This is a genomic window from Pleomorphomonas sp. JP5, from assembly GCF_023721815.1.
Lineage (GTDB): Bacteria > Pseudomonadota > Alphaproteobacteria > Rhizobiales > Pleomorphomonadaceae > Pleomorphomonas.
On the sequence record NZ_JAMDLI010000007.1, the window covers coordinates 104972 to 128928 of the forward strand.

General features: G+C 62.9%; 17 protein-coding genes and 1 pseudogene. 5 read left to right on the top strand and 13 right to left on the bottom strand.

What is annotated here, in order from left to right:
- Positions 1-33: 33 nt before the first annotated feature.
- From M4J40_RS07470 to M4J40_RS07500, 7 genes are all read right to left on the bottom strand, one after another.
- Entirely contained in the window at positions 34-1041 is a 1008-nt protein-coding gene (locus tag M4J40_RS07470; protein WP_251753338.1) for a helix-turn-helix transcriptional regulator, read from the bottom strand.
- On the bottom strand, positions 1020-2189 hold the full coding sequence (locus M4J40_RS07475) for a type II toxin-antitoxin system HipA family toxin (protein WP_251753340.1): 1170 nt from the start codon (positions 2187-2189) through the stop codon (positions 1020-1022). The genes M4J40_RS07470 and M4J40_RS07475 overlap by 22 nt, the downstream gene beginning before the upstream one ends.
- 194 nt (positions 2190-2383) lie before the next feature.
- Complete coding sequence (locus M4J40_RS07480) at positions 2384-2959, bottom strand: class I SAM-dependent methyltransferase (RefSeq protein ID WP_251753342.1); 576 nt, start codon at positions 2957-2959, stop codon at positions 2384-2386.
- 53 nt (positions 2960-3012) lie between these two features.
- Complete coding sequence (locus M4J40_RS07485; protein WP_251753344.1) at positions 3013-3471, bottom strand: DUF6389 family protein; 459 nt, start codon at positions 3469-3471, stop codon at positions 3013-3015.
- A gap of 99 nt (positions 3472-3570) precedes the next feature.
- Positions 3571-5292: a ubiquinone-dependent pyruvate dehydrogenase gene (gene poxB / locus M4J40_RS07490; protein ID WP_251753345.1), complete on the bottom strand. Its 1722-nt coding sequence runs from the start codon at positions 5290-5292 to the stop codon at positions 3571-3573.
- A gap of 568 nt (positions 5293-5860) precedes the next feature.
- Complete coding sequence (locus tag M4J40_RS07495; protein ID WP_251753346.1) at positions 5861-6724, bottom strand: HNH endonuclease; 864 nt, start codon at positions 6722-6724, stop codon at positions 5861-5863.
- 2 nt (positions 6725-6726) lie between these two features.
- A complete protein-coding gene (locus M4J40_RS07500) occupies positions 6727-8118 on the bottom strand; it encodes an AAA family ATPase (protein WP_251753347.1) in 1392 nt (463 codons plus the stop codon).
- 559 nt (positions 8119-8677) lie between these two features.
- Between M4J40_RS07500 and M4J40_RS07505 the strand changes: the two genes are divergently transcribed.
- The 3 genes from M4J40_RS07505 (at position 8678) to M4J40_RS22520 (ending at position 13984) form a co-directional block, all read left to right on the top strand.
- Entirely contained in the window at positions 8678-10090 is a 1413-nt protein-coding gene (locus tag M4J40_RS07505) for an L-fucose/L-arabinose isomerase family protein (RefSeq protein WP_251753348.1), read from the top strand.
- A 638-nt stretch (positions 10091-10728) separates the two neighbouring features.
- The gene (locus M4J40_RS07510; RefSeq protein WP_251753349.1) at positions 10729-11754 is read left to right on the top strand and encodes a LacI family DNA-binding transcriptional regulator; all 1026 of its coding nucleotides are present in this window, start codon (positions 10729-10731) and stop codon (positions 11752-11754) included.
- A 559-nt stretch (positions 11755-12313) separates the two neighbouring features.
- A complete protein-coding gene (locus M4J40_RS22520) occupies positions 12314-13984 on the top strand; it encodes a methyl-accepting chemotaxis protein (RefSeq protein WP_311134080.1) in 1671 nt (556 codons plus the stop codon).
- A 101-nt stretch (positions 13985-14085) separates the two neighbouring features.
- Here the strand turns inward: M4J40_RS22520 and M4J40_RS07530 are convergent, their stop codons facing one another.
- From M4J40_RS07530 to hsdR, 3 genes are read right to left on the bottom strand one after another with little or no spacing between them, the layout of a single operon-like run.
- The gene (locus M4J40_RS07530; RefSeq protein ID WP_251753350.1) at positions 14086-15792 is read right to left on the bottom strand and encodes a restriction endonuclease subunit S; all 1707 of its coding nucleotides are present in this window, start codon (positions 15790-15792) and stop codon (positions 14086-14088) included.
- Entirely contained in the window at positions 15789-17258 is a 1470-nt protein-coding gene (locus M4J40_RS07535; protein ID WP_251753351.1) for a class I SAM-dependent DNA methyltransferase, read from the bottom strand. Before M4J40_RS07535 ends, M4J40_RS07530 begins: the two co-directional genes overlap by 4 nt.
- 12 nt (positions 17259-17270) lie before the next feature.
- Positions 17271-19646, bottom strand: coding sequence for an EcoAI/FtnUII family type I restriction enzme subunit R (hsdR, locus tag M4J40_RS07540; protein WP_251753352.1), 2376 nt, complete (start codon positions 19644-19646; stop codon positions 17271-17273).
- A 160-nt stretch (positions 19647-19806) separates the two neighbouring features.
- Between hsdR and M4J40_RS07545 the strand changes: the two genes are divergently transcribed.
- Positions 19807-20334, top strand: coding sequence for a GNAT family N-acetyltransferase (locus M4J40_RS07545; RefSeq protein WP_251753355.1), 528 nt, complete (start codon positions 19807-19809; stop codon positions 20332-20334).
- Positions 20335-20620: 286 nt separating this feature from the next.
- Here the strand turns inward: M4J40_RS07545 and M4J40_RS07550 are convergent, their stop codons facing one another.
- The 3 genes and pseudogenes from M4J40_RS07550 to M4J40_RS07560 form a co-directional block, all read right to left on the bottom strand.
- A complete protein-coding gene (locus M4J40_RS07550) occupies positions 20621-21298 on the bottom strand; it encodes a type 1 glutamine amidotransferase domain-containing protein (RefSeq protein WP_251753356.1) in 678 nt (225 codons plus the stop codon).
- 165 nt (positions 21299-21463) lie between these two features.
- Positions 21464-22030 (bottom strand): ester cyclase, encoded by a 567-nt coding sequence (locus M4J40_RS07555; protein ID WP_251753358.1) that lies wholly within the window; start codon positions 22028-22030, stop codon positions 21464-21466.
- Positions 22031-22247: 217 nt separating this feature from the next.
- Positions 22248-22883: pseudogene (locus M4J40_RS07560) on the bottom strand (NADPH-dependent F420 reductase); the annotation flags it as partial.
- A 125-nt stretch (positions 22884-23008) separates the two neighbouring features.
- Here M4J40_RS07560 and M4J40_RS07565 point away from each other — a divergent pair.
- Complete coding sequence (locus tag M4J40_RS07565; protein WP_251753361.1) at positions 23009-23926, top strand: LysR family transcriptional regulator; 918 nt, start codon at positions 23009-23011, stop codon at positions 23924-23926.
- Positions 23927-23957 lie beyond the last annotated feature (31 nt).

Below are 23957 nucleotides of genomic sequence, written 5' to 3' on the forward strand. Positions count from 1 at the left end.
GGGAGTGCCAGCCACGGCCGGCGCTCCGCCCGCTCAACGCACCGAACTTGCCTTGAGGCGCTCCACCTCCGCTTTCACCCGATCAAGCGACAGGCCGGCGACGCCGAAGCGCTCGTAGAGCGAGGCGGTGAGCGGCAACAGGTGTTCGGCGAGCCGCGTTCCGATGTCGGCGGCCGGGATTTCCGCTTGCAGCTCGGCCTCGTCGCTGCGGGCGGCGTGGCCCTGGATGACGAGGTCGCTCAGCGGGTTGGCCCAGGAGCGGAGCGCGCGGCCGCTCAGCCCGGTGTAGAGCGCGCGGAAATGCACGGTCACCGCGCTGTCCTCATTCTTGCCGAGGAGGGAGGCCAGCCGCTCGGCGTGCAGCAGCACCTCGCCCATCCGCCAGATCGGCAACGTCGTATCGAAGATGGCGCCGGCCGGGAAGGTATCGGCGCCGTCTTCCTGATAGCCGCGCATCAGCACCGCCCGACCGCTCGGTGCAACGCGCCAGAAATCGCAATGAGCGGCATCGGCCAGCAGCCGGTCCACCGCCTCGCCCGGCGGCGCCAGCCAGCATTCGATCAGCCCATCCACCCCGTGCGGGCGAATGTCGTCGCGGCTCGGCATCCAGAACGGCGGCCAGCCGGTCTTTGCCACCACCGCCTGTTCCAGAAGCCGCTCGAAGGCGGCAAGGTCGGGCGTCTTGAGATCGCCTTCCAGCCAATAGTCGATGCGACACCAGCCATGCGGGAAGCGGGCTGGCGCATCCTGCGCCAGCGGCGCCACCAACGCCTGCCAGCGCTCGAAGGCCTCGCGCACGAAGCGCGACTGCGCGTCTTCCGGCGACGGCTCGTCCACGAGGCCGACCACGCGCAGGATGTCCATCGCCTTTGCCAGCGTCAGCGTCGTCTCGCCGCGTTCGAAGGCCGCCATCGTCGGATGGCTGACGCCGGCCAGCGCCGCATGGTCCTTCTGCGTCAGCCCCTCCGCCTTGCGACGACGCAAAGCCTCCTCGACGAGGCGCGGCCAGGACAGCGGCGCTATGGAAGAAGTCTGAGACATGAGCGGTCCACGATCTCCCTGAAGCGATGGGTGAAGCCATCCTCGGGCTCAGCCTCCGGCGGCCGGATGACGGATGCCGCCCGCTCGACGCCGCGCTTCACATCCCTGAAGGCCTGTTCGACCGCCCGGTCCGGCAGGCCGATGTCCTTGCCGAAGGCCCGGAACAGCGCCTGATCGGCCGCCTCCAGTTGCACGCGCCGGCCGCCGATCGACAGCGCCAGAAACTGGTCGTAATCTTTATAGAGTGCCGTGTTGACCACATCGTAGGCCGGCGACAGGCGCAGACCTTCGGGCGTTTCCAGAAGCGAGAAGTTCTTGAGGTGGGCGTCGCAGTTGCCGACCAGCGCAAAGACGATGAGACGACGGAAGAAGCGCGCAAGGTCGATCTGCGGCCGCGACGAGTACTGGCCGATGACAGCGGCCACCTCCTCATAGGCGGCATCGTATTTGCCGGCGTAATCCTGCCCCCTCGGCTTGCGCAGGATCTGGGCGAAATCTTCCAGCCGCAGCTTGCCGCCCTCTGCCGTCCGGTCGAAACGGGTGACGACCAGCGCGATCTCGCCGATATCTGCAATCAGCGCCGTGGTGAACTCGGTCACCTCCGCCTTGCCCAGCACTGCCGCCGTCCACCTGAGGCTGAGCGCCTCGTTGCGAACCAAGCTGTCGATCCGATCGGAATTGAACTTGGCGATATAGGGCGCCGGCCCCGTTGCCGCCGCCGGCACGAAGCCCCTGCCCGCTGCCCTTGAGACCAGCAGCTTTCGCTGAACGCCCGACACGGTGCGACCCGGGTTGACCGTTGCCTCGGTGATCGCGGGCAGCGGCTCGGCATCGCCGGACGGGAGAACGCTGACCGCGCCGATGCAATCGGCACCATATCGCAGCAGCAGCCCGAGATCATCGTCGCCAACCACGTGCGCCGCTCGGGCCTTTCGCTCCCGGAGCCAGCCTTCCGAGCCGATATGCTGGAAAAACGGATGCAGCCCGACCGACCATTCATGCTCGCGCCGGAGCGACAGCAGACAGCAGCCGATATCGCCGCCGCGCCAGTCGGTCCGATAGGTAAAGCGCGTGCCGCCACCGGCCGTCTCGACCAGCGTGCCGGCCGGCTCCCCCTTGAACAGAATGTCGGCGCTTCTAGCGATCATGCAGCTACACCTTCACCTCACACGACGAACCTACCATACGGCGATATAATGAAGTCATGACTTTATTCAATCCCACCTAAAGCGGATTGAAAGCCTTATGATTAGATAGTGAGGAAAGACGCGAGTCAATCTAAATCATAGTTTCATTTATTGACGAAAGACGGGCATCCTGACCGGCTAGTGAAGCTATAAATTCACCCCGCCACCGCCGTAACCGCCGTCCACTCCGTCAGCCGCCGGTCGTAGGCGCCGCCTTGCCAGCTTTCGAGGGCGAGCTGCGCCCAAGGGCCATTGTCGCGCCAGAGGCGGTCGAGTTCGTCGGCCGAGAGGTAGTTGTAATAGCGGCCGAGGCCGTCCTTGCCTTCGGCCGTCCCCGTCTTGAAGCTGGCCCAGACGATGCCGCCGGGCACCATGGCGCGGTGGATGCGGGCGATCACCGCGCCGAGGTCGTCCCTTGCGGCGTGGGTCAGCGATGCGCAGGCGTAGACGCCGTCATAGCGCCCGACCGCGTCGAGCTCGTTGAACAGCATCACCTTCACCGTCTGGCCGAGGCGCGACGAGGCGATCGCCGCCAGTTCGGCCGAGCCGTCGGTGGCATCCAGCGCGAAGCCGGCATCGAGGATGGCGCGGGCGTCGAAGCCGCCGCCGGTGCCCAGCTCCAGGATGCGACCACCCGGCCGGCAGCGGGCGAGAAAGCCCGGAAGGCGCGGGTTCGTCCCGCCATCGGCGGCGTAGTCGGCGGCATTCTCGTCATAAAAGTCGAGGGTCACCCGGCAGCTCCTCGTCCGTTCGAGTGGCGGCGGAGAGCCCGAAAGGCCCCGCCTCACGGCAGCAGCGGCTTGCTGGCCACGCTGCCATATCCTTCCTCGCCAAACACGACAGCCGGAAGACCGAGGCCGCCGAGCTGCCGCCACAGCCCTTCAAGCCAGGCCATGCAGCTGTCGACGATGGCATCGTTGACGGAAAAGTCGACCTCATCGGGGTCGAACATCGGCACATCCGGCTGCATCTTGCCGTCGACGATCTTCACCTCGAACAGGAAGCGATGCGGCGCTATCGCCTTGTTCAGCACGTAGAGGTCCGGCCCCTCAAGGTGGACCACCACATCGAAGAAGCCGTCTCCATCCTGCGCCGGATGCACCCCGACCGTGACCCGCCGGGCCTTCGGCGGCAGGGCTTGCCGGATGGCCGCGAGACGGTCGAGCGCTGGCTGGGCGTGCGCCGACAGGATGTCCTTCAGCGCCGCCGTGTAGTCGTCCACCGTCATCCCCGCGTCGCTCATCACCACCCTCCCGCGCCATGGCCGGCTCGCCATTGAGCCAAAGGCGAACCATGGTCAATCATGAAGCCAGCAATGAGGCCGCGAAAAGACCGGCAGCCCTCACCGCCAGTTGGTCTTGGCCAGTTCGATCAGCTCGTCGCCCCGGCCGCTCAGGATCGCCCGCATCATGTAGAGCGAGAAGCCCTTGGCCTGTTCGAGGGTGATCTGCGGCGGCATGGCCAGTTCTTGCTTGGCGGTCATCACGTCCACCAGCACCGGGCCGGGCGTGGCGAAGGCCTCGTCGAGGGCCGCCGGCAGCGCCTTGGCGTCGTCGACGCGGATGCCCTTGATGCCGATCGCCTCGGCCACCTTGACGAAGTCGGGACTGTTGAGGTCGGTGTCGTCGGAGATGTAGCCGCCGGCCTTCATCTCCATGGCGACGAAGCCGAGCGAGCGGTTGTGGAAGATGATGATCTTCAGCGGTAGGTCCAGCTGGCGCACGGAGAGGATGTCGCCCATCAGCATGGCGAAGCCGCCGTCACCGCACAGCGCCACCACCTGACGCTTCGGATCGATGCCCTGCGCGCCGATGCCCTGCGACAGGGCGTTGGCCATCGAGCCGTGGTTGAACGAGCCGACCAGCCGCCGCTTGCCGTTCATCGTCACGTAGCGCGCCGCCCACACGGTGGGCGTGCCGACGTCGCAGGTGAAGATGGCGTCGTCCGCCGCCTTCTCGCTGACGAGGCGGGCGAGATACTGCGGGTGAATCTGCCCCTTGGCGCCATCGTCGGTGGCGAGGTCGTCCAGCCCCTTGCGCGCCTTGGCATAATGGTCGAGCGCCGTCTTGAGGAAGGCGTCGTCACGCTTCTCGGGCAGCTTGTCCAGGAGCGCCGCCACCGTCGCCTTGACGTCGCCGACGATGCCGAGATCGATCTGGGTGTGGGCGCCAAGGCTTTCCGGCCGGCTGTCCACCTGGGCGATCTTGGCGCCGGCCGGATAGAAGGCGCGGTAGGGGAAGGACGAGCCGAGGATCAACAGCGTGTCGGCCGCGCCCATGGCGTGATAGCCGGAGGAAAAGCCGATCAGCCCGGTCATGCCGACGTCATAGGAGTTGTCGTATTCGACGAACTCCTTGCCGCGCAGGGCGTGGACGATGGGCGCCTTCAGCCGGGCGGCCAGCGCCACCACCTCGTCATGCGCCTCGGCGCAGCCGGCGCCGCAGAGCAGCGTCACCTTCGAGCTGGCGTTGAGCATGTCGGCCAGCGCATCCACCTGCGCGCCCGACGGCACCAGGCGACCAAGCTCCGGCGCGCGCCAGCGGATGTCGACGCCCTCGGGCATCGGCTTCAAGGCCACGTCGCCCGGCAGCACGATGACGGAGACGCCGCGCTTGGCGATGGCGGTGCGCACGGCAATCTCCAAAACGCGCGGCATCTGCTCGGGGTTGGTCACCAGCTCGCAATAGACCGAGCACTCGCGGAACAGCTCCTGCGGGTGCGTCTCCTGGAAATAGCCCGAGCCGATCTCCGACGAGGGAATGTGCGCGGCGATCGCCAGCACCGGCACATGGCTGCGCTGGCAGTCGAACAAACCGTTGATGAGGTGCAGGTTGCCCGGCCCGCACGACCCCGCGCACACCGCCAGCTCGCCGGTGATATGCGCCTCGGCCCCGGCCGCGAACGCCGCCGCCTCCTCATGCCGCGTCCCCATCCAGCGGATCTCGCCCAGCCGATGCAGGCTGTCGCTGAGGCCATTCAGGCTGTCGCCCGTCACCCCCCAGATGCGCTTGACCCCGGCCTCGCCAAGAAAGCGGGCGATGTAATGGGCAATGGATTCGGCCATGAGGTGAGGTCTCCTGAGGATGGATCGGCGGCGAGGCGGGGCCTGTGGGGTGCCGGCCCGACCACGCCGCGAAATGCTGAACACGTCAAGCAAGGAACTTGGGACGCGAAAGCGCGAGATTCAATCGGCAAGCCAGTGCGCTGACAGGGCGGCAGGTATGCCGGTGGCGGGATGGGGAACGGCAAACAGCGCGCATGATCGCCAAAGCCCCTGCCTACAACGCCCCGTCCAACAAGGCATCCTTCCGATCGGTCTTGATTGATCGTCCTCCTCGACCAGCAATTTGCCAAGCCCGATCTGATTGATACTCTGCAGCAAGGCGGGACGCCCAAGTAAAGCTCGCTGATACCTCAAAGTGGAGAGCGGATATCCCTGCGAGATAAGGGCACACCCGCGCTCGATCTTACGAGTTTGCATAGGACTGAACAAACCTGCCCCTCTTCGCCAGCCCCTTCTGACGTCCTCACAGCATCGACATTCTACCCAGAAAAGGCAGTAACGCAGTATTGAAGTGAGAAGGCGCACAAGCCACGGCCGGCACTCTCTTGGCGTGGCCAAATGCCTCCAGCTAGATCTCATCAAACAGATTCTCGCAAAACCAAGGATCCATCGCCAGAGCAGAGAACATAACTCTTCGCCAGTTATTTATAGGCAAAGCAGGCGTTTGACCCTTCTCAAAAAGATACATACTGAAATCGTAGGGGCTAATAGAAGACATAATTGTTCGCCTGACATGTATTGTCTCAGGAATATCCGCCGCAGCCTCTACTGAAAACTTGCTAGCAAGACGATAATATTTAAAATGACAGGACACACGACTCTTATCTCGCTCACTCCAGTTCTCTGGGGCAGATACATAGTATTCTATAACCGGAGGAAGCCCCGGCACAACCTTTGCTTCAATCCATTTCTCGGTAAAGAACTTAGAATCGTCAAAATATGGGTGTAATGCTTGCTTATCTGGAGATTCTGAAAATCCATCAAGCTTATCGGTATTGCAATCCCGACAGCAGGGGACTAGGTTAGCTGGCATAACTGAATACAATGGGAATGTTGATTTAGGCAAATAGTGATCGAGTGTACGAACACTACCGACCCCTCCACATAATGGACACTTACCACCCGCACTTACCTTAATAAGATCGTACAGCTCTCTCGCCGGCTTACCTTTTTGAACAAAGTATTGCGTATATAGCTTCATCAGTTCTGATTTATGAAGACTACCGTATACTATAGGGTCACCATTTCCGACAGTCCTTGGCATGCTGCACAGCACACCAGAATAAGCACTAGCCAAGTAAGCTTCTTCGATCGCCTTTGGATCGGGTATTGAAGCCACGTAAATCCTCTGGGTGTCTATGTCGGATATCCCCCGCACGCTCTCGGCCAAAGCAGTAGCAAAATCCACATTCGCAGGTGCAATCTTTCTCATCGTTATTGAGCCGTCGATTTTCGGTGCATAATGGCGCGCAGAATTGCCCTCCCCTCCGAACCTAACTGATGAGAAAAGGTCTGCAGGACCTCCTCATAGGTAGGCGTCCTTTCCGCCTCCCCCTCCAGCAACGAGTTAAAACCAGATTTTGCCACCTCAAGACCAAATACCTCTCGTGTCAGCAATCCAACATTCTCACCAAATGTCTCGATCTCCGGCCTCTGCGACAACGATGAGAGCCCCGAGCGAGTGATCTTCCAGACACAGGAACATGGTATTTCTTGCAGGACTACCGGCGAATGTGTTGCAATTATCGCAATTGCATTCCGACTAGAAAGCAAACCACTTAGGCTTCGGATCAAAGCAGATAACAAAGGCGGATGAAGATGGCTTTCTGGCTCATCAAAAAGAACCAAAGTCTTTTCGTCAACTCTCGCTACAAGCTTAGTTATAATTAACAAAACTATTGCATGCCCCGAACTCATTCGCTTCCACAGCGAGCAAACGTTTCTTCTAAGCTCTTCGTCACGTAGATTACTTAGCTGACCAAGATTCATTTCGGCAAAGTTGTCGTCGGACTCAAGGTTCCGAATTGCTTCCAGCCACCTCTGACTTCGAGAACGTTCACTCAGGCAAATCTCTAGGCTTTCTATAAGTTCACGCAATAGATCATGCTGAGATTTCAGACTAGCTCCAGCTTCGTCTGAGTAATCTTTTAGACCAACATAAAAATAACACGTCCCTTGAGAAGGGTCTGGCTGCTCCATTGGTGGTTTAAAGGGGTCAAAGGCGCTGAATGATATCGAAACTAAACCGCTGAAATAGTCCCGACCAATCCTAGCATACTCAAGCCATGCAATTTTCTCGAACCGGGAGTCTGTCAAACCCGCATCAATAATCGCTCTCGTCATATTATGGAGCAACGTCGTCTTTCCGACTCCATTTCGGCCGATTACTGCATGTACATTTGTAGCAGGTTTAGAGTTTGCACTAACATTGAAAGTGAGCTGAAAGCCAGCGACACTCTCGCTCGCCTCCTGCGTAAAACGGAAAGCGTAATCAGTCAGGGGCGCCTCGCCATGTAAAACACGACGAAATTGACCTGTGATTGTATTTATACTTAAGCTACGCAAATGAGATGTATGAAAAACATGCTGCTTATTAGCTATATCTAAGGCATCCTGCAAAAAAGCGACATCTCGGATCGCTTTTAAGTATTCATTTTTAAATGAATCAGAAAAACTATTTACTTTTACATAGTAATCCAAATCAGTTCCCAAAGAAAAAAATCTATCGTCAAGCCCGCCAAAACCAGATCCAAGCACAGAATATGTCGTAGTGTCCGACGTCTGGCCCACAAATCCTACCCTAACCCCACCCAAATCGTGCTTCAAACCGTTCTCGTCAAAAACGATCGCCTCAAATGACGTTATAAACGAGTAATCATTCCAATTATCTATGCGAAGAAATACAACATTCTTGTGAAATTGAGGGATAATACCATTAGACCTTATAAGAAAAAATCTTATCAAAGTTAGCGCCCTTCACGAAGGTCTGGCTCAATTACGAGCCAGAAACATGGCCTGAAGCGATATATTTGTGCAAGCACCTTCTTTGATTCTTTACGAGCAAGTTCGAAACTGTGTTTCCCCCGTAGGCTCAAAGCCAGAGAAGTCCATACAGTCACCAACTTGATGAGTCCTTCATATAAATCACAGCACCCGTGACCTCCAACTATGACGTGCAGAGCAGCCGTAAGCAACCGGAGACCGCCACTATCAAACGACATTCGTGAGCTAGCCCCCACCCTTGCCTCCTCCCCCGCCTTGATGTACGCTCATCAACACTCGCTTGAATCCCCTCAATTGACCCCAATTCCCTACCGAAAAACTCCCCTTTTCTCTTTCGGTAGCGTACCTCAAACATTTCAAGCGACTGCGGAGGAGAGACCTGATGGCCAAGCAAATGACATTCGGCGTGATCGTCGGAAACCGTGGATTCTTCCCCAGCCATCTGGCTGCCAGCGGCCGGGTGGAGATGATCGCCGCTCTGGAGAAGCAGGGCTATAAGGCGATCGTCGTAACGCCGGAGGAGACGGCGCACGGCGCAGTGGAGACCTACAAGGAAGCGGAGATCTGCGCCGCCCTGTTCAAGAAGCACGCCGACGAGATCGACGGCATCATCATCACCCTGCCGAACTTCGGCGAAGAGCGGGGCCTCGCCGACGCCGTGCGCCTTGCCGGGCTCAACGTGCCGGTGCTGATCCAGGCGACGCCCGACGAAGCCGGCAAGATGGCCATCACCCACCGCCGCGACAGCTTCTGCGGCAAGATGTCGATCTGCAACAACCTTCAGCAGTATGGCATCAAGTATTCGCTGACGACGCTGCACACCGAGGCGCCCGACTCGCCCGAGTTCGAGGCCGACCTCAAGTGGTTCGCCGGCGTCTGCCGCGTCGTCGGCGGCTTCAAGAACCTGCGCGTCGGCGCCGTCGGCGCCCGCCCGGCCGCCTTCAACACCGTGCGCTATTCGGAAAAGCTGCTCGAGCGTTCGGGCATCACCGTCGACACGCTCGACCTCTCCGAAGTGCTTGGCCGCATTGGCAAGCTGAAGGACAACGACGCCGCCGTCGAGAAGAAGATCGCCGAGATCCGCGCCTACGTGTCCACCGGCCACACGCCGGAAGCCGCCCTCATCAAGATGGCCAAGCTCGGCGCCGTGCTGGATAACTGGGTGGAGACCAACCGCCTCACCATCACCTCGGTGCAGTGCTGGACCAGCCTTGAAGAGTTCTTCGGCATCGTGCCCTGCACCGTCATGAGCATGATGAGCCAGAAGCTCCTGCCGTCGGCCTGCGAGGTCGACACGCTGGGCGCGCTTTCCATGTACGCCCTGGGGCTGGCCAGCGAGACGCCGTCGGCGCTGCTCGACTGGAACAACAACTACGGCGGCGACCCCAACAAGGCCGTCTGCTTCCACTGCTCGAACCTGCCCAAGCACTTCTTCAATGAAGGCGTGAAGATGGACTACCAGCAGATCATCGCTGGCACCGTTGGCGCCGAGAACACCTATGGCACGCTGGACGGCAAGGTGAAGGCCGGCGCCATGACCTATCTGCGCCTCTCCACCGACGACTTCACCGGCAAGATCAAGGGCTACACCGGCCAGGGCTCGTTCACCGACGATCCGCTGAACACCTTCGGCGGCGCCGGCGTGGTGGACATCCCCAACCTGCAGAAGCTCCTGCGCTACATCTGCGAGAACGCCTTCGAGCACCACGTGGCGACGAACTTCTCCTCGTCCGCCGCCGCCGTGACCGAAGCGGCGACCAAGTATCTCGGCTGGGACATGTACGTCCACGAATGAAATTCTACTGGGGTGGACATCTAGCTTCGAGTTCTCCGCTTCCGGTGCTCACGGGCCTCAAGCCCGCTCCGCTCCGGGTCTCGAACTCATCGCTATCTGACTCACCCCAGCGAATTTCAGCGTCTCGCCTTGAATAGGCGTTCCGGCGGCTCGCGTCGCCGGAACCCGTTTTCTCGACATGGCCGGTATGACTTCGCCCGGCGTTGACAGCGGGCGAACTTAATGTGGAATATTATATTCCAGTTTTGGTGGCAGCCGGGGAGACTTCTCGTCCTGAGGTCCTGCGCATGAAGCGCAGGATGACAATTAATTGATATGAAACAAGGGGATGCGTCGCGTTTCCGGTGCGCGGTCGGCGACCGGAAGAGGCTCCCGCTCCCGTCAGGCCGTCATCCTGCGCTTTATGCGCAGGACCTCAGGCAGGATGGAGCAAGGGGTTGCTATCGGACTCCGCTTCTATCCCTCTCCTGTCATCCTGCGCGAAGGCCGCTTGCATTCGCGAGCGAATGCAAGGTGGACCTCAGGCAGGAAGGGGCGGTGAGGGATGTATCGGGCTCTAGAAGCCTTTGAAAAGTATGGGATTCGTTCGGAACGGCCAACCGGCCGCCTGAGGTGAGTTTACGTTTCCAGGAGCACGCATGCGTCCCACAGTCCACGACGTCGCCAAAGCCGCGGGAGTTGGCCTTGCCACGGTGGACCGCGTGCTGAACGACCGGCCCGGCGTGCGCGCCGCCACGGCCGAGCGCGTGCGGGCCGCCGTCGACCGGCTGGGCTACGTGCGCGACGCCTCGGCGGCGGCATTGGCCCGCAAGCGCATCGACCGGCTGGTGTTCATCATCCCCGATGGCCCCAGCGACTTCATGCGCCACCTGGACGCCGAGGCGCGCGAGGCGCGCAAGCGGCTGGCCGGCAAGCGCGTCGACATCGAGGTGCGCAGCGTGCCCGCCTTCGACGGCGAGGCGCTGACCGACGCGCTCCGCCGCATCGACACCGCCGCCGTGGCCGGCGTGGCGCTGGTGGCCACGGAATCGGCGACCGTCCGGGCCGAGCTCTGCCGCCTCAACGCCGCCGGCGTGCCCGTGGTCACGCTGGTGTCCGACGCACCGCGCTTCCCCCGCCACCACTATGTCGGCATCGACAACGTCGCCGCCGGCCGCACCGCCGCCAGCCTGCTCGGCCAGTTTCTCAGCGGGCGCGAGGGCAAGATCGTCGTCATCGCCGGCTCCATGCTGGTGCGCGACCACGTCGAGCGCCGCATGGGCTTCGAGCAGGTGATCAACGCCGAGTTCCCGCGCCTTCAGGCCTCCGTCACGCTGGAAGGCCGCGACGAGCGCGAAGCGACGCGCCAGGCGCTCAGCGACTGCCTGAGGCGCGAGGGCGACATCGTCGGCCTCTACAACATCGGTGGCGGCCACCAGGGCATTCTCGACGTGCTGGCCGAGCTGCCGCCCGAGGCCCGCCCCGTGGTGGTGGCGCACGAACTCTACGACGTGACGCGCACCGCCCTGCGCGACGGCCTCATCCACGCCGTCATCAACCAGGACGCCGGCCACGAGATCCGCAGCGCCATCCGCGTGCTCCGCTCGCAGATCGACGGCACGCCGCTCAACGCCAACCAGGAAACGATCCGCATCGAGATCTACCTGCGCGACAACCTGCCCTGACGGCCGTTTTCCGCACCCTATTCATATTCATACCAAAGCATGAGTCCCGCCACTCGAGCGAGACCGGTCTACGCAAACCGGATTGCGAGCTGCCCCGCAAAGTGACTCCAAGTTGAAATGGACCAATGCCACGCCGATTAGGAAACCCCCGACTTTTCTCGGTAGCACCCACTCCGGCGTTCAAGACCTTCAAGAATAAAGAGTGAGATATAGAACATTGTGTGACACGGAAATCGCATCGCTCACGTTGATATGAAGCGATTTTAAGTTCTCTCCACCTTCGATGACATCGATTTTTTGCCTGGCACGCCAGTATTTCAGCGCGCCATACGTCGAAACACGGATATAGATCAAACTTTATCAAATTTCTTGAGAGCTATAAACATCGTTAACCACCGAAGCGCAACTCTCTACTGGATATCGGACAACCGCGACCGTCATAGCTGGGGTGCGGCAGATAGCGACGAATGCCCGGGCGTGGTCCGCTCGGGGTTCCAGGCTAGCTGCCCGCCCCGGTTGCTTTTTGGCGAGGGTCTCGGATCACCAGAAGGGTGCCACGATGGACCGCCTGAAGATCGCCCACCGGCTCTATGCCGGCTTTGCCTTTGTCACGCTGATGCTGATCGCCGTCAGCGTGGTGGGTTACGTTTACCTGACCGACGCCGCCACCTACACGCGGGAGTCGGTCCGCGTGCTGTCCCAGACCGGCGACATCGAGACCGCCCTCAAGTACATCGCCAAGGGCCGCGCCGGCTTCTACGAGGCGGCGGCCCAGCCCGCCCGGCAGGCCGAGCTGTTCGGCCAGATGGACCAGGCCTTCGCGGCCGCCGTGGCCAAGCTCGAAGAGGTGAGCAAGTCCACCCGCGATCCGGCCCGCAAGGCCAAGGCCGCTGAGCTGGAACAGACGCTGAAGACCTACCACACCGGCGTCATGACGCTGGCCGGCCAGATGCAGAGCGGCGACCAGTCCGCCGCCAACTCCGACCTGCGCGCGCAGCTGGCCGCCACCTACCCCATCATCGACCGGCTCGGCACCGAGCTGTCCGACGCCTACGGCAAGCGCGGCGTACAAATCGGCCAGGATAGCGCCGCCGCCGTTCAGCGGGGCATTACCATCGAGATCGCCATCAGCGCCGTCGCGGCCTTGCTCGCCGTGGCCATCGCCGCCGTCAGCGCCCTTTCAGTGACGCGGCCGCTGGGCGTCGCCATCAATTACGTGCTCGCCCTCGGGCGAGGCGAAAAGGACGTGGTGGTGACCATCGTCGGCCGTCGCGACGATTTCGGCGTCCTCGGCGGCGTTCTGGAGCAGTGCCGGCAGAGCATGATCGCCGACGAGCAGGCTCGCATCGAACGCGAAACCCGCGAGCATGCCGAGCGCGAACAGCTCAACCGCCGGCAGGTGCTGGCCGACCAGTTCGTCGCCGAAATGCGCGACCTCGCCGCCAACTTCGCCGAGTCCTCCGAGGAGATCGCCGACAGCGCCCGCAGCCTGTCCGCCACCGCCGAGGAAACCGCCCGTCAGGCCCAGGCCGTGGCCGCGGCGGCCGAACAGGCGGCCAGCAACGTGCAGACCGTCGCCGCCTCGTCCGAGGAGATGGCCGCCTCCGTCAACGAGATCAGCTCGCAGGTCGACCATTCGGCCGAGGTGGCCGAGCTGGCCTATGGCGAGGCGCAGGCCTCCAACGCCCGCATCTCCACCCTCGCCGCGTCGGCTGCCGCCATCGGCGACGTGGTCAACATCATCCGCGGCATCGCCGAGCAGACCAACCTCCTGGCGCTCAACGCCACCATCGAGGCGGCGCGGGCGGGCGAGGCCGGCAAGGGCTTCGCCGTCGTCGCGGCGGAAGTGAAGCAGCTGGCCGACCAGACGTCGAAGGCCACCGGCGACATCGAGGCCAAGGTGGCGGAAATCCAGGAGTCGACCGGCAACACGGTCCATTCCATCACCTCCATCGTCAAGACGATCACCAACATCAAGGAGGTGGCCTCCGCCATCGCCGGCGCGGTGGAGGAACAGGGCGCGGCAACCACGGAAATAGCCAGCAACTGCCAGCAAGCCGCCGTCGGCACCACGGAGGTCACGGAAAACATCACCGGCGTCGGCCAGGCGGCCGAAATGACCGGAGCCGCCTCCACCCAGCTGATGAACCTCTCCTCCGGCCTGTCGACCAAGGCAAAGGGTCTGCAAACGGTGGTGGAAACCTTCGTCACCAAGTTCGCGGCGGCGTGAGCGGCGGACCGCGTCGATAGGCCCGGAGCAACCGCCCCGGGCTTCCTGTGGAATGGGAATGCTCCTCAGGCGCGAGCGAGGGGCGGCGACACGCTGCCCCTTCAGGCCGCCAACGCCTGCTCGACCAGCGCCGTGGCCAACTGCCGTTGAACGGCGCGAGACTCGGCGATCTGCGCCTTCAGGCTGTCGCATAGAGCAAACAGCTCATCGACCTTGGCGACGATGCGATGCTGCTCCGCGAGAGGAGGGAGTGGGATGGGCAATGAACATATATGCGACTGATTTACGGTCTTCTGCCCAGCAGTCGTAATGAACAGTTTCCGAATCCGCTCTCGCATAATCTGCGACTGACTATATACTTCCAGATAAAAAGGATCGATAATTTCCGAAGAGAGACGCATCCTTATGAAATGATCGCAATATATCGAATCTCCCGGGTCATCGACTAGAACAAACTTACCTACAATATCGGAACTACCATTCACGCGTACAATTAATATATCCCCGAACTTCAGACCGTACTTAAGTATAGATTTGCGATCTATATTCAGTTCACGGCTGTCGGAAAGACTAATTCGAGTATCTTCAACGTCGGCAAGCCGAAGTACCGTAACCGGTCGCCCACCGATATCACCTCTACTACTCACGCCATTCTGAAACTCTGGCCCAAGCTGCCCCAACGAAACCCACTCCCAACCGCCGGGCAGGTGATATGGAGGATATGCCTCAGCCGAGCGCCCGCTGTTTCGAGAGGGATTGCCCATCGACAAAACCCGACTCATCAACTCTCCAGCAGGCGTGTCTGAGGAATACTGACTTGTCAGTTTCCCCAAAACGGCAAGTTGTACAATCGTCTGCCTCAGCGCATCGACGCTAGCCTCTGTGGTGAAGATGGTCGGGAAGTGTTGGCTGAGGCGTTGCCAGTTGGCGGCGAAGTCGTCGGCATCCTGGCTTTGGATCAGGGTGTCCAGCAGGGTCTTGACCAGGGCGGCGTGAACGGTTTCGGCATCCGCCTGCTGCGCCTCCAACCAGTCGCACAGCGCCATCAACTCATCGACTTTGGCGACGATGCGGCGCTGTTCGGCGAGGGGGGGGATGGCGAGAGGGGCAACTCGCAGCTTCTCCTGCGAGATGTTCATCTGGCTTTCCGCCATTCCAGACTTGGCCGCCTCAAGGAACTCTGCCGTGACACCAGCATTCATGGCCAAGCAAACAAACCCGGAATCGATGATGTCGCCCACAACGTGGATACGGATTATTTTATCGGAGATCATCAACTTCGGGCGCGTGTGTTGCACAAGACAAGACACCCCCACCCTATTCTTTGGACCGGCCCTTGTTATGAGGATGTCTCCCGACCTCACCTCAAGTTCAGGCCTCGCACGAAGACTAGAAGGAAGCTGTTTATTCTCCGCTTGAAGATAGTTGAGCGATTGAACGGCCGTGGTTTTGAGAACGCCCCAGGTTGCTTCAGAGGGTGAGGGTTCAGCCAAACAGGCAGGACTCCAACCTGCATCGATCGAACCAATGATGTCGCCGAGAGATGCAGATGACCATCCTTGTGGAGTTTCGATCTCTGCAACGGGCCGCGACGGACGGGACGGCCCTTTTCTGATGCTGCCGGCTTCAATCAGCCTCCGTCTCTCGTCCTCAATCCGCTTCAGCAACTCGCTCGCCGGCTCGTCCTTCGGGTCCTGCGGTACCAGCTTTCCCCGCACCGCCAGATCCAGGATCAAGCCGCGCAACGCCTTGATGCCATCCGGGGCGGCGGCGATCAGAGGGAGATTGTCGATCAGGGCCTGCGTCACGCCTTGCCCTCCAGCGCAGCGGCGAGCGCGGCCCTGATCCGGTCGCGGGTGGCGGCGACGGCGGCCTGGAGATCGGCGTATTGCTTCAGCAGCACCTCGGGGTCGCGCACCTCCTCGGCGGCCCGATGGGGGTTCTTGAAGTCCAGATTGTAGTTGCCCGCCTTGATCTCGGCGATGTCCACGCACCAGGCGTGTTCGGTGGTCTTGCGGGCGGCGAAGCCATCGGCCTCGCTGCCCCACCAGTCGCGCTCGGGGCCGAACTCCTCGACCCGCATGGGCTTGGTCTTGGAATAGTTCTTCACCCCCTGGGGATAGGGATGCTCGTAGAACCAGGTGCGCCGGGTCGGGCGGCCCTTGGTGAAGAACAGCAGGTTGGTCTTGATGCCGGTGTAGGGATTGAACACGCCGTTGGGCAGGCGCACCACGGTGTGCAAGTCGCAGGCGTCCAGCAGGTGTTCCTTGATGCGCGTCTTGATGCCCTCGCCGAACAGCGTGCCGTCGGGCAGCACCACGGCGGCGCGGCCGCCATCCTTCAGCAGGTGGGTGATCAGCACCAGGAACAGGTCGGCGGTTTCGCGCGTGCGGAAGGTGGCGGGGAAGCTGGCCTCGATGCCGTCTTCCTCGATGCCGCCGAACGGCGGGTTGGTGACGATCACGTCCATCCGATCCCTCGGGCCGTAGCTGATGAGGGATCGCGACAGCGTGTTGTCGTGCCGGATGTTGGTGGGCACCTCGATGCCGTGCAGGATCATGTTGGTGGTGGCGAGAAGATGCGGCAGCGGCTTCTTTTCCACACCGTGGATCGACGCCTGGAGCCGGGCCTCGTCCTCCACCGTCTTCACGTCGTTCTTGCGGATGTGCTCGATGGCCGAGGTGAGGAAGCCGCCGGTGCCGCAGGCCGGGTCCAATATCTGTTCGCCCAGGCGCGGGTTGACCCGCTCGACCATGAACTCGGTGACGGCGCGCGGCGTGTAATACTCGCCGGCATTGCCGGCGTTTTGCAGGTCCCTCAGGATCTGCTCGTAGATGTCGCCGAACAGGTGGCGCTCCTGCGCCTTGTTGAGGTCGATGCCCTCCTCGATCTTGTTGATCACCTGCCGGATCAACTGGCCCGACTTCATGTAGTTGTAGGCGTCCTCGAACACGCCTCGGATGACGAAGGCGCGCTTGTCGCCGCCCTTGCCCGTCAGCGTCTGAAGGCCGGGGAACAGCGTGTTGTCGATGAAGTCCTTCAGCTCCTCGCCGGTGATGCCCTCGGCATCGGCGGCCCAGTTGCGCCAGCGCAGCGGCTCGGGCAGCGGCGAGCGATAGGCATCGTCCAGCAGCTCCCATTCCTGCTCGCGATCGTCATAGATCTTCAGGAACAGCATCCACACCAGCTGGCCGATCCGCTGGGCGTCGCCGTCGACGCCCACGTCCTTGCGCATGATGTCCTGAATCGCCTTCACCGTCGCACTGATCGACATGCCCGCCCCAAATCACCCGTACAGTTGGTTCTCAAGGTCCTGGACCGCCTGCAGATAGCGGTCCTTGCCGCCGAACGCGTCGAGCAGTTCCCTGGCGCTGCCCATTCCGGTGAAGGGGTCCAGCTGCAAGACCTTGATGTCTTCCACGTTCTCTATGCCGGTATCGGCGTACTTGTCGAGCAGCGCTTCCAGAACCTCACGGGCGATGCCGCCATAGCGGGCGAAGTAGTCGCGCTTGCGAACGTTTTCCGCCCGCTCGCGCCGCGACAGCGGCGGCTGGTCGAACGCCACGTGGCAGACGAGATCGAAGGGGTCGAGGGAGCGGCCTTGCTTCTTCTCGACCTCCTCGGCCAGGGCCTCCCACAACACGCCCTGGGCGGCCATTTCGTCGAGGATGGCCTTCTTGCGCTCGGCGGCCGTCCAACGGCGCAGGAAATCATCCATCGAGGCATAGTGCTTGCGAACGCGCGTCCGGGTGTAGTCGCGCAGGGACTCGGTGATCAGCCCGCCATCCGGCCCGTAGTACTGCACCCGCTCGGCCATGACGGCCACCGGCACGTCATCGACGTAGTAGCGACGGCGCGGCTCGGCCATCCCGCCCGGCGACTGACCTTCGGGCTGGGTGAAATCGTCGGGACCGCCGGGCATCCCCGGCGCTTCGGGCCCGGCGGGCGCGTCGGGATCGTCGGGCGGCACCGGCGGGTCGCCCGGCCCCGGCTCGTAGATCTGGACGGGATCGCCGTCGAAGGCGGGGTCGGCGAACAGCTCGGTCGCCCGCTTGAAGTCCATGATCGTGAACCAGAACTTGTTGTAGTCCTCGTTGACGCGGGTGCCACGCCCGATGATCTGCTTGAACTCGGTCATCGACTGGATGCGTTGGTCCAGCACGATCAGCTTGCAGGTTTGGGCGTCCACCCCGGTGGTCATCAGCTTGCTGGTGGTGGCAATCACCGGATAGCGGCTTTCCGGGTCGATGAAATTGTCCAGCTCGGCCTTGCCCTCCATCTCGTCGCCGGTGATGCGCATGACATACTTGCGGTTCTCGGCCACCTTGAGGGGGTTGAGGTTGACCAGCGCCTGCCGCATCCGCTCGGCGTGCTCGATGTCCTCGCAGAACACGATGGTCTTCTGGTAGGGGTCGGTGGCCGTCAGGAACTCGGTGACCTTGCGGGCCACCAGCTCGGTGCGCTGGGTGAGGATCAGCTGGCGGTCGAAATCGCGCTGATTGTAGATGCGGTCCTCGATCAGATTGCCGTATTTGTCGGCCTTGCCATCCTCCGGCCGCCAGCCCTGAAGGTCCTTGTCGAAGTCGATGCGCACCACCTTGTAGGGTGCGAGGAAACCGTCCTCGATGCCCTGGCGCAGCGAGTAGGTGTAAACCGGCTGACCGAAGTAATCGATGTTCGATACATCGCGCGTTTCCTTGGGCGTCGCCGTCATGCCGATGTGGGTGGCCGAGGCGAAGTAATCGAGGATCTCGCGCCATGCCGAGTCGGCAGCGGCGCTGCCGCGATGGCATTCGTCCACCACCACAAGGTCGAAGAAGTCCGGCGAGAACTGCCGGTAGATGTTCTTCTCTTCCTCGGAGCCGGTCACCGCCTGATAGAGCGACAGGTAGACCTCGAACGACTTGTCGATCTGCCGCTTGCTGATCTTGGTCATGGCGGGACCGAACGGCTTGAAGTCGTTGTTGCGCGTCTGATCCACCAGGATGTTGCGGTCGGCGAGGAACAGGATGCGCTTCTTTCGCTTGGCCCGCCACAGGCGCCAGACGATCTGGAAGGCGGTGTAGGTCTTGCCGGTGCCGGTCGCCATGACCAGCAGCACGCGGTTCTGCCCTTGGGCGACCGCCTCGACCGCGCGATTGATGGCATTGGTCTGGTAGTAGCGGGGCGACCGTCCGGTCCCGTCGTCATGATAGGGGGCGACCACCGTCGCCGCCGCCGTTTCGGTCAGGCCTTTCCAGGCACGATAGCGATCCCACAGGACATCCGGCGACGGAAACAGATCGAGCGTCAGTTCCGTTTCCACCTTGTCGCCCAGGCCGGTGCGGTCGTGGAACAGAAAGCCGTCGCCGTTGCTGGCGAAGGCAAAGGGCACATCCAGCATCTCGGCATAGCGCAAGGCCTGCTGCATGCCGGCACCGACGGAATGGCTGTTGTCCTTGGCCTCGATCACCGCCAGCGGAAGGTTGGGCTGGTGGGAAAGCACGTAATCGGCGCGGCAGACTTCGCCCCGGCCGTGCATCCGCCCGCGCACGATGATGCGACCCTTGGTGAAGGTGACCTCTTCCCGGACTTGCTCCTGTACGTCCCAGCCGGCCCCGGTTATCGCGGGCGTGATGAACTTGGTGCAGATGTCCCGCTCGGAAAGCGCCTTCTTGTCCATCCTCGCCCCGCCTCTCCCAACAGTTGAGAACTCTAGCCGCGACATCCGACGGCGGCAAGGGAGGCGAATGCGCATGACGTCCAAGCGCTTATGCCACCAGCGCGGAGTGGCGGCCCGGTGCCGGTTGCCTCCGCCGCCCGGCGCGGCGTAACGTCGGGCCATGAACCCTTCCTTCGACATCCGCGACGCCGTGGCGGCCGACGCCGAGGGCATCGCCGCCATCTACAATCACGCCGTCCTCCACACCACCGCCATCTGGATCGACACGCCGGTCGACATCGCCAACCGCGCCGCCTGGCTCGCCGGCGTGCAACGCCAGGGCTATCCGGTGCTGGTCGCGGTGGATGCGGACGCAAGCGTGCTCGGCTACGCCGCCTTCGGCGACTGGCGCCCGTTCGACGGCGACAGCCACACGGTGGAGCACTCGATCTACATCCGCCACGACGCGCGCGGCCGGGGCGTCGGCAAGGCGCTGATGGAAGCGCTGATCGCCCGCGCCAAAGCGCTCGGCAAGCACGCGATGATCGCCGCCATCGACGCCGGCAACCCCGCCTCGCTGGCCCTGCACGTCAAGCTCGGCTTCCGCGAGGTCGGCCTTCTGCCGCAAGTCGGCATGAAGTTCGGCAAATGGCTCGACCTCGCCTTCCTGCAACTGATGCTGGATGACAGGGCGACGCCGGAGGGGTGATGGGGCTGAGGGGCCAGATCTTCCATCACGCCCCAGAAGGGCAAGGGAATACGACGCAAATCATTGGTTTATATCACTTAATTGTCATCCTGGCGCAGGCCAGGACCTCAGGACGAGATATCTCCCGGCCACTATCAGTCTCCATGAAACAAGCGAGCCCGATAACCCCCCCTCGTTCCATCCTGCCCGAGGTCCTGGCCTTCGCCAGGATGACGGGAGGGGGATGGGAACGGGCGCCTCACCCTGCAACCGCGAGACGGCCTGATAGGAGCGGTAACCTCCCCCCCTACTTCAGCGCCTCCATCAACAGGCGCGCGGTTTCCGCCGACGACTGCGGGTTCTGGCCGGTGACGAGCAGATCGTCCCGCACCGCGTAGGAGCCCCAATCGCCAGCCTTCGAGTAGAGCCCGCCCAGCGCCTTCAACTCATCCTCCACCAGGAAGGGCACGACGTCGGTGAGGCCGACCGCCGCCTCCTCGGTGTTGGAAAAGCCGGTCACCTTCCGGCCCTCGACCAGCGGGCGGCCGTCGGCGGCCTTGGCGCGGCGGAGGGCGCCCGGCGCGTGGCACACCAGCCCCACCGGCTTGCGGGCGGCAACGAAGCTCTCGATCAGCGCGATCGACGTCTTGTCCTCGGCAAGATCCCAGAGGGGACCATGCCCGCCCGGATAGAAGACGGTGTCGAAATCGGCCGCCTTCACGTCGCGCAGCGGCAGGGTGCTCGCCAGCGCGGCCGTCGCCTCGGCATCGGCCTCGAAGCGGCGCGTCGTGTCGGTCTGCGACGCCGGCTCGCTACTCCTGGGATCGAGCGGCGGCTGGCCGCCCTTGGGCGAGGCCAGCGTGATCTCGGCGCCGGCATCCTTGAAGGCGTAATAGGGGGCGGCCAGCTCTTCCAGCCAGAAGCCGGTCCTGTGACCGGTGTCGCCGAGCTTGTCGTGCGAGGTCAGAACCATCAGAACCTTCATCGTCGCCTCCTTGCGTGTCGGGCGCAGCCGGCGCCCACTGCCGGGCACAACGCCCATCCGGCCGCCGCGTTCCCTCACTCAGATGGTGTCGCCCACGCGATCCGCCCACCCCACGCAAAAACGGGGCGATCGCTCGCCCCGCCCTGCTTCAGCGTCGTGCCTCGATCACTGCCCGAGGCCGATCTGCTTCATGAAGTCCTGGTTGTCCCAGAACAGGTACTCCTCGTCCATCACGCCGGCCTTGGTCCAGTGGCCGATCGTCGCCATGGACAGCTTGAACGGCTTGCCGGTGGGCGGAATGGTCTTGCCGCCGCCGATGGGCATCGGCTCGGTGAACGTGCCTTCCAGCTGGCCGATGACGCCCGTCCACTCGCCCTTGCCGAACTTCACCGGGTGCTGCTCGATCCGCGTGTCGGGGGCGAAGACGAACATCGGCTTCAGCGCCTCGACGTGGTCGTGCAGGCCCTTGGTCGTCGAGCCGTCCGGGTAGTGCACCAGGATGTCCTTGGCGTGGCTCTCGCCGAGACGGTCCCACTTCTGGTGGGTGTAGACGTCGAAGTCCAGCGTGTCGAAGGTGTCGAGGTTCTTGGCGACGGCGGCCTCGTCCTGTTGGTACTTCGACAGCTCCTCAAGGAGCGCCGGCACCGGCTTGGCCGCTTCGGCGGCGACGGCGGCCGAGGCTCCGGCGGCGATGGCGAGGGCGGAAACGGCGATGGCGATCAGCTTGGTCATGATGGTGCGTCCTGAAAGAGTGCGTGAGAGGAGAAAAACAGGGGGACTGGAAACTCGCTGGGGCGCGGCAGATGGCGACGAGTTCGAGAACCGGAGCGGAGCGAACTTAAGGTTCGTGAGCACCGGAAGCGCAGGGCTCTAAGCCAAGGCATTCGCCCGAAAAGTTGCAGACTTTTCGGAGCAGACGAATGCCAGTGATGCCCGCCCCAGTAGAGTTTCAGCCGGCGACCGGCAGCCAGATCGGCGTCACGGCGGTGCCTAGCCCGGCGCCGTAGCCGAGGTAGATGTTGAGGCCGGCCAGCGCCTCGAGATAGCGGGCGTTCCTGAGGCCGCCGGCATCGACCACGCCGAAGCCGATCGACCGGGCCAGATCGGCGGCGACCGCCTTGGCCTCGGCGCTGTCGGAGGCGAGGTAGGCCGGCACGTCATGGCCGCCGGCCACCTTGCCGTCGCCCGCCAGCACCTGGGCGAACACGGTGTTGAAGCCCTTCACCAGCGCCACGCCCGGTACCGCCCTGGCGATTTCCTCGGCCGCCGAGGTGGTGTGGCCGATGGTCAGGCCCATGTAGTCGGCCGTCAGCGGGTTGGTCAGGTCGATCACCACGCGGCCCGCGATATCGCCCAGCGCCTTCAGCGCGTCGACGGCGGCATCGAAGGGCACGGCCAGCACGATGATGTCGGCCTTGCCGGCCTCGGCGGCGCTCACCGCCTTGGCGCCAACCGCCTGCGCCACGTCGGCGGCCTTGGCGGCGTCGCGCCCATGGACGCCGACGTTGTGGCCGGCCTTGACCAGACGAGCGGCGAAGCCGCGACCCATGTTGCCGGTGCCGATGACGGATACTTTCATGATGAACTCCTGTTGGGTTTGATGTCCGCGTCGCCGTGGCGGCGTTGATTGATACCTACGGCATCCGGTCCTCTTGAAAAATCGCCCTGGATGAAAGAGATTATTGCGATTGTCGCAACAATAGGTCGATCATGGACATCATCAGGGGCATGGAGGCCTTCACCGCGCTGGCTGGCGCCGGCAGCTTCGTGGCGGTCGCCGACAAGCTGGGCACCTCGACGGCGGCGGTGTCGCGGCAGATCGCAGCGCTGGAGGCGCACCTTGGCGCGCGTCTGGTGCACCGGACGACGCGGCGCCTGTCGCTCACCGAGGCCGGCGCGCAGTTCCTGGAGCGGGCCGAGCAGATCCTGGCCGATCTTGCCGAGGCGGAAGCGGCCGTCGGCCGCGAGGCGGTGACCCCGGCGGGCCTCCTGCGCGTCAGCGCCCCGCTCTCCTTCGGCATCTCGGTGCTCGCCGCGCTGCTGCCCGAGTTCCACCGCCGCTTCCCCGACCTACGGCTCGACATCGATCTCAGCGACCGTGTCGTCGACCTCGCCCATGACGGCATCGACGTGGCGATCCGCATCGCCCAGGCGCCGAGCCCCAACCTGATCGCCCGGCGCATCGCCCCCATTCCCATCGTCACCTGCGCCGCGCCCGACTATCTCGCCGCGCACGGCCACCCCAACCACCCGGCCGACCTCGCCGCGCACGAAACGCTGAGCTATTCCTACCTTTCCAGCGGCGACACCTGGACCTTCCGCACCGCAGCCGGCGACACCGCCGCCGTGCGCGTCCGCCCGAGCGTCCACGCCACCAATGGCGACCTGTTGCGCCGCCTCGCCGTCGAGGGCGGCGGCGTCATCGTCCAGCCGGGCTTCATCGTCGAGAACGACCTCGCCGCTGGCCGCCTCGTCCAGGTGCTGCCCGAGTGGTCGCTCGGCGCCTTCGCCCTCTACGCCGTCTATCTCAGCCGGCGGCAGCTGTCGGCCAAGGTGCGCGTGTTCATCGACTATCTGGTGGAGGCGCTGGGAAAGCACGACGCGAGCCCGATGGAGCGCAAAGGATGAAGGGCCCAGACCTTCCCCATGATAGCCCCTC

Excerpts from the sequence above, each read along its gene's own strand:
- M4J40_RS07470 (WP_251753338.1), bottom strand. The coding sequence starts at position 1,041 with ATGTCTCAGACTTCTTCCATAGCGCCGCTGTCCTGGCCGCGCCTCGTC.
- M4J40_RS07475 (WP_251753340.1), bottom strand. The coding sequence starts at position 2,189 with ATGATCGCTAGAAGCGCCGACATTCTGTTCAAGGGGGAGCCGGCCGGC.
- M4J40_RS07485 (WP_251753344.1), bottom strand. The coding sequence starts at position 3,471 with ATGAGCGACGCGGGGATGACGGTGGACGACTACACGGCGGCGCTGAAG.
- poxB (WP_251753345.1), bottom strand. The coding sequence starts at position 5,292 with ATGGCCGAATCCATTGCCCATTACATCGCCCGCTTTCTTGGCGAGGCC.
- M4J40_RS07495 (WP_251753346.1), bottom strand. The coding sequence starts at position 6,724 with ATGAGAAAGATTGCACCTGCGAATGTGGATTTTGCTACTGCTTTGGCC.
- M4J40_RS07505 (WP_251753348.1), top strand. The coding sequence starts at position 8,678 with ATGGCCAAGCAAATGACATTCGGCGTGATCGTCGGAAACCGTGGATTC.
- M4J40_RS07510 (WP_251753349.1), top strand. The coding sequence starts at position 10,729 with ATGCGTCCCACAGTCCACGACGTCGCCAAAGCCGCGGGAGTTGGCCTT.
- M4J40_RS22520 (WP_311134080.1), top strand. The coding sequence starts at position 12,314 with ATGGACCGCCTGAAGATCGCCCACCGGCTCTATGCCGGCTTTGCCTTT.
- M4J40_RS07535 (WP_251753351.1), bottom strand. The coding sequence starts at position 17,258 with ATGTCGATCAGTGCGACGGTGAAGGCGATTCAGGACATCATGCGCAAG.
- hsdR (WP_251753352.1), bottom strand. The coding sequence starts at position 19,646 with ATGGACAAGAAGGCGCTTTCCGAGCGGGACATCTGCACCAAGTTCATC.
- M4J40_RS07545 (WP_251753355.1), top strand. The coding sequence starts at position 19,807 with ATGAACCCTTCCTTCGACATCCGCGACGCCGTGGCGGCCGACGCCGAG.
- M4J40_RS07550 (WP_251753356.1), bottom strand. The coding sequence starts at position 21,298 with ATGAAGGTTCTGATGGTTCTGACCTCGCACGACAAGCTCGGCGACACC.
- M4J40_RS07555 (WP_251753358.1), bottom strand. The coding sequence starts at position 22,030 with ATGACCAAGCTGATCGCCATCGCCGTTTCCGCCCTCGCCATCGCCGCC.
- M4J40_RS07565 (WP_251753361.1), top strand. The coding sequence starts at position 23,009 with ATGGACATCATCAGGGGCATGGAGGCCTTCACCGCGCTGGCTGGCGCC.